General features: G+C 67.5%; 12 protein-coding genes. 3 read left to right on the top strand and 9 right to left on the bottom strand.

What is annotated here, in order from left to right:
* The first annotated feature begins 33 nt into the window (after nt 1–33).
* On the top strand, nt 34–1,542 hold the full coding sequence (locus WA670_RS07475; protein WP_336157201.1) for an alpha/beta hydrolase: 1,509 nt from the start codon (nt 34–36) through the stop codon (nt 1,540–1,542).
* 41 nt (nt 1,543–1,583) lie between these two features.
* Here WA670_RS07475 and WA670_RS07470 read toward each other — a convergent pair whose 3' ends face one another.
* The 7 genes from WA670_RS07470 to WA670_RS07440 form a co-directional block, all read right to left on the bottom strand.
* Nucleotides 1,584–3,299, bottom strand: coding sequence for a S8 family serine peptidase (locus WA670_RS07470; RefSeq protein ID WP_336157200.1), 1,716 nt, complete (start codon nt 3,297–3,299; stop codon nt 1,584–1,586).
* An 83-nt stretch (nt 3,300–3,382) separates the two neighbouring features.
* Nucleotides 3,383–4,381, bottom strand: a complete 999-nt coding sequence (locus WA670_RS07465; RefSeq protein WP_336157199.1) for an ABC transporter ATP-binding protein — start codon at nt 4,379–4,381, stop codon at nt 3,383–3,385.
* Nucleotides 4,374–5,399 (bottom strand): ABC transporter ATP-binding protein, encoded by a 1,026-nt coding sequence (locus tag WA670_RS07460; protein ID WP_037820264.1) that lies wholly within the window; start codon nt 5,397–5,399, stop codon nt 4,374–4,376. Before WA670_RS07460 ends, WA670_RS07465 begins: the two co-directional genes overlap by 8 nt.
* A 5-nt stretch (nt 5,400–5,404) precedes the next feature.
* Nucleotides 5,405–6,361, bottom strand: a complete 957-nt coding sequence (locus WA670_RS07455; RefSeq protein WP_336157198.1) for an ABC transporter permease — start codon at nt 6,359–6,361, stop codon at nt 5,405–5,407.
* Nucleotides 6,354–7,280 carry an ABC transporter permease gene (locus WA670_RS07450; RefSeq protein WP_238604232.1) on the bottom strand — a complete coding sequence of 309 codons (927 nt, stop codon included), beginning with the start codon at nt 7,278–7,280 and terminating at the stop codon, nt 6,354–6,356. The genes WA670_RS07455 and WA670_RS07450 overlap by 8 nt, the downstream gene beginning before the upstream one ends.
* A 103-nt stretch (nt 7,281–7,383) precedes the next feature.
* The gene (locus tag WA670_RS07445; RefSeq protein WP_043836577.1) at nt 7,384–9,012 is read right to left on the bottom strand and encodes a peptide ABC transporter substrate-binding protein; all 1,629 of its coding nucleotides are present in this window, start codon (nt 9,010–9,012) and stop codon (nt 7,384–7,386) included.
* A gap of 194 nt (nt 9,013–9,206) precedes the next feature.
* Nucleotides 9,207–10,160, bottom strand: coding sequence for a Ppx/GppA phosphatase family protein (locus WA670_RS07440; RefSeq protein WP_037820259.1), 954 nt, complete (start codon nt 10,158–10,160; stop codon nt 9,207–9,209).
* A gap of 180 nt (nt 10,161–10,340) precedes the next feature.
* Between WA670_RS07440 and WA670_RS07435 the strand changes: the two genes are divergently transcribed.
* Nucleotides 10,341–11,078 carry an oxidoreductase gene (locus WA670_RS07435; RefSeq protein WP_336157197.1) on the top strand — a complete coding sequence of 246 codons (738 nt, stop codon included), beginning with the start codon at nt 10,341–10,343 and terminating at the stop codon, nt 11,076–11,078.
* Nucleotides 11,075–11,809, top strand: coding sequence for an SDR family oxidoreductase (locus tag WA670_RS07430; protein ID WP_037820256.1), 735 nt, complete (start codon nt 11,075–11,077; stop codon nt 11,807–11,809). Before WA670_RS07435 ends, WA670_RS07430 begins: the two co-directional genes overlap by 4 nt.
* A 4-nt stretch (nt 11,810–11,813) precedes the next feature.
* On the opposite strand, the gene WA670_RS07425 is transcribed toward WA670_RS07430, so the two are convergent.
* Complete coding sequence (locus tag WA670_RS07425) at nt 11,814–12,707, bottom strand: LysR family transcriptional regulator (RefSeq protein WP_037820253.1); 894 nt, start codon at nt 12,705–12,707, stop codon at nt 11,814–11,816.
* A gap of 48 nt (nt 12,708–12,755) precedes the next feature.
* Nucleotides 12,756–14,387, bottom strand: coding sequence for a lytic transglycosylase domain-containing protein (locus tag WA670_RS07420; protein WP_336157196.1), 1,632 nt, complete (start codon nt 14,385–14,387; stop codon nt 12,756–12,758).
* Nucleotides 14,388–14,635: the final 248 nt, after the last annotated feature.

Raw genomic sequence — 14,635 nt, 5'->3', positions numbered from 1 at the left:
CGATCACCGGCGCACGACAGGAGGAAGGAAAACGTGCGAAAACAATTGCTCGCCGTACTGGCGGCCGCCGCGCTCACAGCAACTTCCGTTCCGGCGCACGCCTCCCCGGCGAAATCCACGGTGAACTGGGGCGCGTGTCCAGCCGACGTCGCTTCTCCGGGATTGCAATGCGCGGCCGTCGAAGTACCGCTGGACTACCGCAATCCGGACGGCAAGAAGATCAGCGTCGAAATCTCCCGGTTGCCGAGCACCGACCCGGCGAAACGGCGCGGAGTCCTGCTGTTCAACCCAGGCGGACCCGGCGGTCCGGGCCTGGCCTTCCCGCTCCAGCTCACCCAGCTCGGACTTCCGGCCAGCCTCCTCGCCGAATACGACCTGATCGGCTTCGACCCGCGCGGCGTCGACCACAGCAATCCGGTCACCTGCGACCTCGACCCTCAGCTGTCGATCGGGCCGAAGTACGCGCACAACGCCGCCGAGGTCAGCGAGGCCGCGGCGCATGCCAAGCAGGTCGCGCAGCAATGCGCCGCCTCGGGATCCGCGGCGGTTCTGCCGTACATCACCACCGCGAACACCGCGCGGGACATGGATCAGATCCGCGCCGCGCTCGGCGAGTCGAAGATCTCTTACTTCGGCCTGTCCTACGGCACCTATCTCGGCGGAGTGTACACGTCGCTGTTCCCGGAACGCACCGATCGCGTGGTGCTCGACAGCATTCTCGGGCCCGGCGGCTACGACATCACCGCAGCCCGGCGGTTCGCCCAAGGATTGCAGGATCGCTTCCCGGACTTCGCGAAATGGGCGGCAGCACGCAATTCTTCCTACGGCCTTGGCAGCACTCCCGCCGAGGTCACCGCGACCTTCTTCAAACTCGCGGACAAACTCGACCAGCATCCGATCGGGACCCTGGACGGATCGGCCTTCCGATACGTGACACACGGCCTGACCTATCAGACCACGGCCTTCCCGAGACTGGCGCAGCTGTGGCAATCAGCCCTCGCGGACCAGGCACCCGATTCACTGCCGAGCACGGCCGGTTCGGACCAAAGCGAGATCGCCACCATGCTTTCGGTGATCTGCGGCGACAACGCGTGGCCGCGGCAGATCTCGACCTACCGGCGGAACGTCGCGCACGACCGGGTCACGTACCCGATGCTCGGCGGCGCGACCGCGAACGTCTGGCCGTGCGCATCCTGGCCCTACCAACCACTGGAACCGGCCGTGCAATTCAGCGACCAGGGACCGTCAAACCTGTTGCTGGTCCAGAACATGCGCGACCCGGCGACCCCACTGTCCGGCGCGCTGGACACCCGAGAGGCGTTCGGCGACCGGGCCCGAATGGTCACTGTGGACCAAGGCGGCCACGGCGTCGGACTCCCGTACCTGAACAGCTGCGGCTTCAACGCCGTCATCGATTACCTGGTCAACGGAATCCGCCCGACGACGGACAAATTCTGCGGTGCCGAAGCGACCGTCAAGTCGCTTACCCCGCAACAACAACAGGCAGCCGACAAGATCATGGACCGGCTGCGGAAGTACTGAAACAGGCGGTGGGGCGGAACACCCGCCCCACCGCCGCTTTATCAGCGAAGGTACGCCGAACCCCGCGTCACCGCGGAATAGGCGTCCACCGAACCATGTCCGTAGAAACCGTTGAACGACGCGTCACCCAGGCAGGTCGCCGTGAACGAAGCGTCCCGGCCCTCCTTCAGGTAATCGACCGTCCGCGGCACGGGACACGCGATCGGCGCGGCCGTGCCTTCCAGCACCCGCTGCACCGCGTCCGGATCCATCGACGCGGAATGCCCGGTCTTCTTACCGTACTGGGAAACGATCAGCGCCGCGACACCAGTCGCATGGGGAGCGGCCATCGAAGTCCCTTGCAGCCACTGGTAATAGCCGACCCGGCCGTCCGCCGCCGTCGCCTTCTGCACGCCAAGCGCGACGCCAGCCGGAGTCACATTGCCCGCTGCGTCAATGTTTCCTTCCGCGACCCCCACATTGCGCGGGTACGTCGACAGGATCTCGTTCTCCACCGTCCGGTACCACGGCGTGCCGTAGCCGTCCCGGAAATACCCGCCCGGCGCGGAAACGGAGATCTGCTCGGTCCCGTAGTTGGAGTAGTCCGCCTTCGCCTGCGTCGGACCGAACGAACCGACACCGATGGTGTGCGGGCCTTCGACCGGCAGCGAGAAGCACGAAGAATTGTCGATCTTGCGCGGATGCGTCCCGTTCGCCGGATAGTCCGGGCTCGTGACGTCGTCGTGCGGCGCGGCCATTTCGTCGTGCTGGTTGCCGAGCGCGACCACCATCGTCACGCCCTTGCGGTGCGCGTAGTTCAACGCCCGCGTGGCCGCTTCGATGATCGTGCGCTGTTCCGCCTGCTCGGCAGAAGAATCCGCCGGGTTCGAACGGCAGTTGTAGAGCCACGGGTCCACGTAGAAGCTCATGTTGACGACGTCGAGTCCGGCGTCGCCGGAATACGTCAGCGCGTCGACCGTCGGCTGGAGGAAGAAGTACCCGGAATCCTGTCCGGCGCGGACGTTCACCAGGGTCACGTTCGGTGCGACCCCGGACACGCCGAATCCGTTGGCGGCCGCGGCGATCGTGCCGGCGACGTGCGTGCCGTGGCCGTTGTCGTCGTGGTCCACCGGGTCGACGCAGCCCCGGTATTCGCACGGGCCGTCGACGACGGTGCCGTTGACGTCAGCGACGATGTCCTTGGTGAAGTTGCGCGAATCGGCTTTGTCGAAGTTCGGCGCGATGTCCGGGTGACTGCCGTCGACGCCGGTGTCGATGATGCCGACCTTCACCCGCTTGTCGCCAGCCTGCTTGGTGCGCGCGAGGTCGGAGCGAGTGGACTTGAGACCCCAGAGCTGGTCGTCCAGCGGATCGGTGCCGACCGCCTTCTTCGCCGCGGCCTTGCGCGAAACGCTGCCGCGGCCTTCCTTCTCGACCGCGTCCGGCTTCTCCTTCTTGCCCGCCTTCGGCGCGCTGCCGATCGCTTTCGCCTTCGCCGCGCCGAATACCGCGCGGTTCGCCGAAACCCGCTCAGTGAAGCCGACAGCGGGCGCGGTGGCGGTGATGAGCCCGACCGCCGTGTTGGTCGCGACGATCGTGCCGCCGGCGTCGCGCACCGCCTGCTGCGCGGCGGCGACGCTCTGGCCGTCCCGCGCCAGCACGCTGAATTCCGTTACCGGTCCGGCCGGTTGGGCCGACGCCGCTCCAACGGCGACGCCGGACACCGCACCGAACAATGGCACCGCGAGTGCCACAGCGAGCAATCTTGGTCTTTTCACGAGTCCTCCTGACCGAAACCGACAATGCAACGTACATAGCGGACACTGCGCACGGCAATCGGCAAACCGGAGGAATCGCCAGGTTACGGAACCACCGACTTCTCCTCGGCGAAGTGACAAGCCGACAGATGCCCGTCCGTCCGCGGTTCCAGCTTCGGCACCTCGGTCGCGCAAATATCCGCGGCCTTCCAGCAGCGCGTGCGAAAACGGCAGCCCGACGGCGGATCGATCGGGCTCGGCACGTCGCCCTCCAACCGGATCACCTGCCGCTGCCCGCGCACCGCGGGGTCCGCGACCGGCACCGCGGACAGCAACGCCTGGGTGTACGGGTGAGACGGTCGCTCGTAGATCTCGTCCTCGGTACCGATTTCGACGATCTTGCCCAGGTACATCACCGCGACCCGGGTGGACAGATGCCGCACCACCGAGAGGTCGTGCGCGATGAACACATAGGACAGTCCGAACTCGCCCTGGAGTTCCCCGAGCAGGTTCATCACCTGCGCCTGGATCGAAACGTCCAAAGCGGACACCGGCTCGTCGCAGATGATCACCTTGGGCCGCAACGCCAGCGCCCGCGCGATGCCGATGCGCTGCCGCTGCCCGCCGGAGAACTGGTGCGGATACCGGTTCACGTGCTCGGGGTTGAGCCCGACCACCTCCAGCAGTTCCTGCACCTTCTTCGCCCGCGAACCCTTCGGCGCGACGTCGGTGTGGATCTCGAACGGCTCGCCGACGATGTCGCCGACGGTCATCCGCGGATTCAGCGACGTGTACGGATCCTGCAGCACGATCTGGATTTCCCGGCGCATTCGCCGCAGTTCCGCACCGCGCACCTTGAACAGGTCGCGACCCTCGAAGGTCGCGCTGCCGCTGGTCGGCTCCTCCAGGCGCATCAGCACCTGGGCGAGCGTCGACTTGCCGCACCCGGATTCCCCGACCACGCCGAGAGTTTCACCCGGCTGCAGGTCGAACGAAACGCCGTCGACGGCCTTCACCTGTCCGATGGTCCGTTTGAACAGCACACCGGTGCGCACCGGGAAATGCTTCACCAGTTCGCGCACACTGAGAATCGGCTCACCCACGGCTCTCCACCACCTCCTCGGCGAAGTGACACGCACTGACCCGGCCGAACCCGAGCGCGTGCGACGACGGCCGCTCGTCGCGGCACCGTTGCTCGGCTCGCTTGCAGCGCGGGTGGAACGGGCAGCCGGACGGAATGTCGAGCAGGCTCGGCGGCAGGCCCTTGATGGTTTCCAGGGTCTGTCCTTTGAGGTCCAGCCGGGGCAGCGAATCCATCAGCGCCGCGGTGTAGGGATGCCCTGGCGAACTGAACAATTCCCGCACGTCGGCCTGTTCCACGATCCGCCCGGCGTACATCACCGCGATCCGGTCCGCGACCTCCGCGACCACGCCGAGGTCGTGCGTGATGAGCACCAGCCCCATCCGCCGTTCCCGCTGGATGTCCGCGAGCAGGTCCATGATCTGCGCCTGCACGGTCACGTCCAGCGCGGTCGTCGGCTCGTCCGCGATGAGCAGATCCGGGTCGAGCGCGAGCGACATCGCGATCATCGCACGCTGCCGCATCCCGCCGGAGAACTGGTGCGGGTAATCCTTCACCCGCCGTTCCGCGGCCGGGATCCGCACCAGGTCGAGCAGTTCGACCGCCCGCTTGCGCGCGTCCTTTTTGGACATGCCCAGCCGGACGCGCAATTGCTCTTCGATCTGGAACCCGACGGTGAACACCGGGTTCAGCGCCGAAAGCGCGTCCTGGAAGATCATCGCGATCTCCGCACCGCGCACCTGCCGGCGACGGTCCGCCGACGCGGTGAGCAGGTCCTCGCCGCGATACCGGATCGATCCGCCGGTGATCACGCCCGGCGGGGTGTCGAGGATTCCCATGATGGTTTGCGCGGTGACGCTCTTGCCGGAGCCCGATTCGCCGAGCACGGCAAGGGTTTCCCCGGCGTGCACCGAATAGCCGACGCCGTTGAGCACGTTGGCCACGCCGTCGGAGGTGCGGAACTCCACGTGCAGGTCTTCGACCTCGAGCAGCAGCTCGTGCTCCGTCGTCGGACCAGGTGAACTGGACACTGTGGACATTGCGGCTACCTCGACTTCGGGTCGAGCGCGTCGCGGATACCGTCGCCGAGCATCACGAACGCGAGCACGGTGATGGTGACGAACGCACCGGGGAACAGGAGCATGTGCGGGACCGCGCGGAAATAGTCGCGCGCGTCGCTGATCATGACGCCCCACGACACCACGGGCGGCCGCACGCCGATGCCGAGGTACGCCAGCGTCGCCTCGGCGCCGATGGCCGCGCCGAGCGCGATCGTGGCGTACACGAGCACCGGCGCGAGCGTGTTCGGCAGCAGGTGCCGGAACACGATCCGCGGCGTGCTCGCGCCGAGCGCACGGGCCGCCTTCACGTAATCCAGCTGCTTGGCCACCAGCGTCGCGGACCGCATGATCCGCATCGCCACCGGCCAGGTCAGCACCGCGATCGAGCACACCACCTGAACGATGATGGTGACCTGTCCGGGATTCGTGCCGGGAGCGTTGAACGTGGTGAGAATGACGATCGCGCCCAGCACGAACGGCAGACCGGCGAAGATGTCGCCGAGCCGGGACAGCAGGCTGTCGACGATCCGGCCGTAGTAGCCCGCGACGATGCCGATCAACGATCCGAAAAGGACAGTCAGCAGCGTCGCGAAAACGCCGACCAGGAGCGATGCCCTGGCTCCGTAGATGGTCCGCGCGTAAACGTCGTAACCCTGGTTGTCGTAACCGAACCAGGCGTCCGCGGACGGGCCTTCGTTGGCGTGGGCCAGATCGTTGTATCCGGCGGGACGGTGCGAAAACAATCCCGGCGCGATCGCGATGAGCACGATCAGCAGGATGATCACCGCGGAGATGACGAACGTCGGCTTGCGGCGCAGTTGCCGCCACGCGTCGCCCCACAGACTGCGCGGCTTCTTCGGGCCGGCGTCGGCCGAGCTGTCCACATGCGACAGCTGTGCCGCGTCGACCCCTCCGCCGCCGACGAGATTCGGGTCAGTCATAACGGATCCTCGGGTCGAGAACGGCGTAGAGCAGGTCCACGATCAGGCTCATCAGCAGATACACCAGCACCAGCAGCACGACGACGCCGACGACGGTCGCGCTTTCCCGGTTCTGGAGGCCGCGGAAGATCAGCCCGCCGAGACCGTTGATGTTGAACACGCCCTCGGTCACGATCGCACCGCCCATCAGGGCGCCGAGGTCGGTGCCGAGGAAGGTCAGCACCGGGATCACCGAGTTGCGCAGCAGATGAATGCCGATGACGCGGCTGTTGGGCTGCCCCTTGGCGATGGCGGTGCGGATGTAGTCGGCGTGCCGGTTCTCCGCGATCGACGTTCTCGTCAGCCTCGCGACGTAAGCCATCGAGAGGCTGCCGAGCGCGATGCCCGGCACGATCAGCTCGCCGAAGCTCGGATCGTCCGAAACGCTGGCGTCGATGATGCCCAGGTTCACGCCGAGCACGATCTGCAGCACGATCGCGGTGACGAACACCGGCAGCGAGATCAGGAACGTGGTCGAGACCAGCACCAGGTTGTCGAGGAAACCCTTGCCGCGCAAGCCGGTCAGCACGCCGGCGCTCAGGCCGATGACCGCTTCGATGAGCACCGCGACGACCGCGAGGCGCAACGTGATCGGGTAGGAGGTGGAGATCAGTTCGCCGACCGAGGAGCCGTTGAACGTCTCGCCCCAGTCGCCGCTGAACAGGCTCCCGAGGTATTTGAAGTACTGGACGAACAGGTTGTCGTTGAGGTGGAACTTCTCGGTCATCAAGTCGATATAGGCCTGTGGGCAGGCTTGCTGACCGCATTTGCCGGAGAACGGGTCCCCGGGCACGGCCCACACCAGTGCGTAGATCAGGAAGGTGGTGCCGAAGAACACCGGGATCAACTGGAGCAGGCGGCGCAGGACGTAGCGAATCATGCGTGGTTCCTCAGAGTGCGCGCCGGGCTCGTGAGCGCCCCGCCTGCTTGTGGCGGGCGCGGACGCTCACGAGCCGCGTGGTGGAAACGGACGAGTCAGCGCATCACTTCTTGAGGACCTCGACCGACGAGTAGTCCGCGCGGCGGCGGAAGTCGAGGACCACGGTCTTCGTGTGCTTCGACTTGGCCGCGACGCCCTTCTCGTCCCACACCGGGATCGAGGGCAGGTCCTTCGCGATCAAGTCCTCGGCCTGCTGGTACAGCTTGACCGCGGCGTCCTTGTCCGCCGTCGAGTCTGCCTGCTTCAGCAGAGCGTCGACCTGCGGGTTGGAGTACGTCGAGTCGTTCGACGAGGCCCCGGTCCGGTAGAGCGGGTTGAGGAAGTCCTCAATGGACGGATAGTCCGCCGACCAGTCCGAACGGCCCATGCCGGTCAGCTTGTGCCCGGTCACGATGCTGCGCCACTGGCCGAAGTCGGTCGCGGGCACGAAATCGCATTCGACGCCGAGCGTGTTCTTGATGCTGTTGCACGCGGCCACCAGCGGTTCCTTGCGGCCGCCGTCGGCGTTCGAGGCGATGGTGAGCTTGCCCTTGAACCCGGACTTCGCGAACAGTTCCTTCGCCTTCGCCGGGTTGAACTTGCAGTACTCGCCGCACACGCCCGGCCGGAAGCCCGCGATGCCCTGGGAGACATAGCTGTCGGCGGGAACGTAGGTGTCGTGCATGACCGTCTTGGTGATCTGCTCGCGGTCGATCGCCATCGAGATCGCCCGGCGCAGGTCGAGGTTGTTGTAGCCGGGCACGTAGTACGGCACCGCGATCGTGCTGATGCCGAGCAGGTGCCCGGTGACCAGGTTGTCCTTGAGGTCGGTCTTGTACTTGTCCGCGGTGAGCGCGGACGGCGGCAACGTCTCGATGAAGTCGAGCTTGTTGCTCAGCAGGTCCTGGTAGGCGGTTTCCTGGCTGGCGTAGATCTTGACGTCCAGGTCCTTGAACTTGACCTTGTCCGGGCCCTGGTAGTCGTCGAACCGGGTCAGCTTGATGTCGACGTTCGGCGTGCGGCTGACGAACTTCATCGGCCCGTTGCCGATCGGGTGCTTCGCGAACGCGGCGGGGTCCTTGAAGAAGGAGTCCGGCAGCGGCGCGAACGCGGTGTAGCCGATCTTGGTGGTGAACACGGAGAACGGCGCGTCCAGGGTCACCTGGAACTCGTAGTCGCCCTTGACCGCCAGGCCGGACATCTTGTCCTTGGTCGGCTTCGCCGCCTTGTCGGCCGGGTGGACGTCGGCGTAGCCCGCGATGTTCTCGAAGAACGTGCTGTTGATCTGGCCGTTCGCCGAGTTGGCCCCGTAGTTCCAGGCGTCGACGAAGTTCTTCGCCTTGACCTCGGTGCCGTCGTGGAACTTCCAGCCGTGCTTGATCTTGATGTCGAAGACCTTGGAATCGGTCGTGGTGATCGACTCCGCCATCAGGTTGTACGGTTCGCCGCTGTCGCCCTTGTACGCGACGAGCCCGGAGAACATCGGGTCGACGGCCTTGGAACCGCCGAGCTCGTTGGTGTTCGTGGGGATCAGCGTGTTCTGCGGTTCCGTGCCGTAGACCGTGAAGGTCCCGTTCGGATCCGCTTCTCCCGACGACCCGCTGCTGGATCCGCCGCCCCCACAGGCGGTCAGGAGCAGTGACAAGGTTGTCACGACTGCGGCCGCGCTCCAGAGCCTGGATGAACCCCGCATGTCCCCTCCGTTTCTCGCGTCCGAATAGCGAGATGGAGGCTAGCTGGATCAGCGCTTCGTAACCGGATCACCGGGTTGCACCTGAATAACAACACCGTTCATCACCCGGTCAGCTCACAACTAACTGCGCTTGATGACTTTCGGTGGTTTTGGTACGGGTGCGCGCGGCTGGTGACCCCGGCGTTGCGGAGCGTTCAGGCGAGCGACAAAGCGATGCCGTCCAGGATGTCGTGCTCGCTGACCACCAGCTGGTCCGGACCACCGCGCGCGGCGAGTTCCTCCGCGAGCACCTGGACGACGACCGCGCCGCCGCCGATGACGTCGACCCGTCCGGGGTGGATCACCGGGTTCTCGGCACGGGTCGCGCGGTCGGCCGCAAGCAGCTGTCCGGCGAGCTGGTCGATCTCGCTGTGCGACAGTTTCGACAGGTGCACGCGCTCGGAGTCGTACTCGGGCAGGCCGAGCGAAACCGCTGACAACGTGGTCACGGTGCCGGCGACGCCGATCCAGGTGCGGGCCTTCGCGACGTCCACGACGTCGAACGCCTCGGCGAGGATGCCGCGGGCCAATTCGCGGGCGGCGGCGATCTCGTCGGCGGTCGGCGGGTCGCCCTTCAGCGCGCGCTCGGTGATCCGGACGCAGCCGATGTCGACGGATTTCGCGGCGATCACCTCGGCCTCGCGGCCGTTCCAGGTGCCGAGGACCAGTTCGGTGGAGCCGCCGCCGACGTCGACGACCACGAACGGCCCGTCGTCCGGGTCCTGCTCGCCGACCGCGCCGGTGAAGGACAGCCGGGCTTCCTCGTCGCCGCTGATCACCTCCGCCTCGACGCCGAGCGTTTCGCGGGTCATCGCGAAGAACTCGTCGCGGTTGCTCGCGTCGCGGGTCGCGGAGGTGGCGACCATGCGCACCTTCTCGACGCCCTTGCGCCGCGCGGCGACGGTGTAGTCCGCGAGCGCGGCACGGGTGCGTTCGAGCGCTTCCGGCGCGAGCCTGCCGGTGGCGTCGACGCCCTGGCCGAGCCGCACGATGCGCATCTCGCGGTGCAGGTCGCGCAGGTCGACCGTGCCGTCGTGGCGCGGCGTCAACTCGGCGACGAGCAGACGGATGGAGTTGGTCCCACAGTCGATCGCAGCTACCCGAGGCATGTCCCCGACCTTACTTGGTCTCCGGCGCTTCGCAGGCGAGGCGGGCATAGGCGGGCCCTATGCCCCCTCGCCGACATTTGGTCTTTGCCTTTCTCTCTTTTCCGGCCGTACGGTTGACGTGTTCGCCGCATTTCTGTTCACGGCGGTTTTTCTTCTTCTTTTATCGAAAGGTTTAGTGGCATGCCCGATTACGGGATTGTGGGAAAGCGCGCGGTAGTCACCGGCGGTTCCCGCGGAATCGGCGCGGCGATCGTGGCGCAATTGCTGGCCGCGGGCGCGACCGTGCTCACCACCGCCCGGTCGGCGGGTCCGGTGCCGGAAGGCGCGTCCTTCATCGAAGCCGACGTCCGCACGCAGGCCGGCGCCCAGACGGTCGCCACCGCTGCCCAGGAGGTCCTCGGCGGCGTCGACCTGCTGGTGCACAACGCGGGCGGCGCGCGTCCGCACCCCAGCGCGCTGGCGATCCCCGACGACGAATGGCAGGACGCGCTGTCGGTCAACCTGCTGGCTGCGGTCCGCCTGGACGCGCTGCTCGCCCCGGGCATGCGCGACCGCCGATCGGGCGCGATCGTGCACGTCTCCACCGCCGCGATCCGTCCGCCGTTCCCGCCGTTCCTGCACTACGTGGCGGCGAAAACGGCGCTGGAGGCCTACAGCCAGGGCCTGGCCGCTGAGCTGGCTCCGTCCGGCGTCCGCGTCAACACCGTGTCCCCCGGCCGGACCGCCACTCCCGGCGGTGTGGCGACGCGCGAGCAGTGGGCGAGCCAGTCGTCCGGCTTCGCTCTCCCCGACGTCCCGCTGGGCCGCGACGGCGAACCCGACGACATCGCCAACGCGGTGCTGTTCCTGCTGTCCGACCAGGCGAACTGGCTGACCGGAAGCGGACTGGCCGTCGACGGAGGCGAATACCCGCGATGAATGCTTATCAGGGCAAAACCGCGGTCATTACCGGCGGCAGCACCGGAATGGGTTTCGCCACCGCGAAATTGTTCGCCGACGGCGGAGCGCGGGTAATCATCACCGGCCGTTCCCAATCCCGCCTCGACGCGGCTTTGGCTCAACTCGGCGAGGACGCGCTGGCCGTCCGCGGCGATGTGGCGTTGCTCTCCGATCTCGACGCGCTGGCCGCCCAGGTGCCCGGCCCGGTCGACGCGCTGTTCGTCAACGCCGGGATGGCCCGGACGGCACCGTTCACGTCGGTCACCGAGGAGCAGTTCGATGCGGACTTCGCGGTGAACGTCAAGGGCGCGTACTTCACCGTGCAGAAGCTCGCGCCGCTGCTGCGTTCGGGAGCGGGCGTCGTGCTGACCACCTCGACGGCGAACGTCATGGGCCTGCCGGAAACGAGCGTCTACTCGGCAGGCAAGGCGGCGCTGCGGTCAATGGCCCGCACGCTCGCCGCCGAACTGCTCCCGCGCGGCATCCGGGTCAACGCGCTCAGTCCCGGTCCCATCGACACCGAGATCCTGGAAGCCGGGATGTCGGCCGAGGAAGCCGCGCAGTTCAAGGCCGCGCGAGCCGCCGCGAACCCGATGAAACGGCTGGGCACCCCCGAAGAGATCGCCCGCGCCGTCGCGTTCCTGGCCTTCGACGCCACCTTCACCACCGGCATCGAACTGGTCGTGGACGGCGGCGACACGCAGCTCTGAGCTTTCAGGCGGCCGGAGACACCGGCTGATACCAGGTTTCCTGCCGCAGAAACTCGAGCAACGCCATCTCCGCGGGCCCCGCCCCGGGCCGGACGGCCGCGACGACGGGCTGGGACACGACCGGAAACACCGGCCGGACGAGGTGCTCATGTCCTTCGGGCACCGCCGACGCCGGAACGAGCGTCACTCCCAGCCCGTGCGCGGCCCACCGCACCGCCGTCGAGGTCTGCGACACCCGCGCGACCGCGGTCGGCTTCAACCCGTTGTCGCGCAACACTTCGGTCAGGAACCCCTCGAGCGCGCTGGCCGGGTCGAACCTGATCCATTGCTCTTCTTCCAGCTCCCGCAACGCGATCCGGTCCTTCTTGAGCAACCGGTGGCTGGCGCCGAGGACGACCACGAACTCCTCGTCGCCGAGGTGGTGTCCCTCGTACAGGCCCTCGTCGCACGCCGAGCCGAGCAACGCGAGATCCAGCACCCCGCGCCGGGCAAGCTGCTCCAGCTCAGCCGGATTCGGCTCCTCGAACACGGTCACCGCCAGCCGCGGATACTTCCGCCGCAACGCAGCCAGCGCCCCCGGCAACTGCCGAGTCCCCAACCCCATCTGCGCCGAAACGAGCAACTCGCCGGCCAGCTCGTCCGCCCCCGCCCGCGCGGTAGCCTGCGCCCGCCGCGCGGCCCGCACCGCGACCTCCGCGTCCCGAAGAAACGCCCGCCCGACGACGGTCGGCACGAGCCCGGTGGGCGTGCGGGAGAAGAGCTGCACGCCGAGTTCCCGCTCGAGCCCCCGAATCTGCTGCGAAACGGACGGCTGAGCGACGTGCAGCACTTCAGCCGCAGCGGTCACCGACCCCGCCTCGGCGACCGCCAAGGCGTACTCGAACTGACGAAGACTCATCGTCTCCCCTGCGGTGTGGCGAGGTTTGTCATCGAGGCTACCTGTTCGTCAGCCAGGAGCGGTGGCACTGCTCGACGGGTTGCCGTTCGACGACGAGGTACAGGTCGAAGTCGTCGACGGCGGTGTCGAGGTTGGCGTCGTCGAGGTACTGGATCCGCAGGTCGGAGTGCTGGAGTCGGTACTCGGCGCACCGGACGTACTGCCCGGAGGCGTCCCGCTCGGACTGTTCTGCGGCGGCAACCCAGTAGGCGTCACCGACGGACCCCCCGTCGCAACCGGCGGCAAGTCGGTAGTCCTCGGCCGCTCCCCCGGACTCGCAGGCGGCGCGGAACTGGCGGTAGCCGGACCCGGACTGTCCGGCACCTGCGCGACCCCCTTGCGGTAGGCCTCGGCCCAGAGAATGACCGTGGTGACGTAGGCGTCGGAGTTGTTGTAGCGGTAGATCGCGGTCCTGAGCTGATCCGGATTGGCCAGGTCGAGCCCGCCGGAGCAGAGATAACGCGCCGCCGCGAGCGAGGAGTCGAAGAGATTGCCCGGGTCGGCTTTGCCGTCCCCGTTGCCATCCGCGGCGTAGGTCCGCCAGGTCGCCGGGATGAACTGGAACGGCCCCACCGCGCGATCCCACACCGGATCCTGGTCGAGAACGCCATGATCGGTATCGGGAATCGCCGCGAACGGCCCCGTGCCATTGAGCTGCGGCCCAAGAATCGGCTGAAGTGTGGTCCCGGCCGCGTCGACATACCCACCACGCGCGTGATCCGACTCGATCCGCCCGATACTCGCGACGAGCGCCCAGTCGATATGACACGCCGGCTGCTCTTTCCCCAGGACGTCGCCCGCATGGCGATACGCGGCAAGCGCAGTAGCCGGAATCCCGAGCGGCCCGTCTGGAAGGTCATACGCAGGCAGTGGAACCGGTGCAGGCGCGTCAGGCAACCGCCCGTCGACGGCGACGCCGCGAATGCCAGGGTCGTACCCCTGATCAGGCATAACGTCCGCCGAGTGCACGACGGGCATCCGCCCGACCCAGCCTACGACCACGCCCGCGCCTACGGTCGCCGGAAGCACTCCCAGCAGCCCGGTGAGCACTGCGACCGCCGTGCGATGCCGCGACGCCACCCGCCGAGCGCGATAACGCCCCCGCCGAGCCCGGATCCTCGCGCGGCCGATCAACCGCGCCTTCTCCGGCGGGGGTCCGATGAGGGGTGGGGTTCTTTTGGTTCGGGCCGGGTTCGCCTGAGTGGCTGCCGCTTCGCCGGTTTCTTCGGCGGTTAGTTCAGTGCTTTCGCCATCCGCCGCGTCGGCGATTGCTCCAGCAGCCACCTCGCCGTCGCTGCTTTCACCCCATGCATCGGCGGCAACCGCTTCGCCAGCTAGTTCACCGCCGTTGCCCGCGCCGTCGGCAACTGCCACCTCAACGCCAGCGCCCGTGCTCCCCGCACTGTCGGCAACCGCTCCGCCCGCGACCTCGGCGCCATCCACACTGTCGGCAACGGCTCCACCAGTTGCCGCGCCACCGCCCGCAGCGTCAATTGCTGATTCCGCCGCTACCTCGCCGCCGCTCGCGCCAGCCAATTCGCGACCAGCCGCCTCGTCACCGAGGCTTCTCCCGCCAACTGCCTCGCCATCAGCAACGCCGCCGCCAACCGATTCGGCGAGACCGACTTCATCACCAGCCACCTCAGCACCAGCAGCCGCCGCACCGTCGGCAATCCGCTCACCCGCGCTACCGGCAACCCGCTCGCCCGCCCCGTCCGCGGCCGGCTCGCCCGCACCCTCCTCGATCGGCCCGTCCGCTACGTGCGCGATCGGCCCGCCCCCACCGTCCGCGACCGACTCGACCTGACCGCCCGCAGCAGAAGACCCCTCAGTGCGCACCGATCGCCGAGATCTGCGTGGCACCCGCACTTTCCGCCCCTCCCCGGCCC

It is taken from the genome of Amycolatopsis sp. VC5-11, assembly GCF_037034185.1.
Taxonomy (GTDB): domain Bacteria; phylum Actinomycetota; class Actinomycetes; order Mycobacteriales; family Pseudonocardiaceae; genus Amycolatopsis; species Amycolatopsis nivea.
Note: the sequence above shows the minus strand (reverse complement) of the source record. Positions and strands in the feature narration are given on the sequence as shown.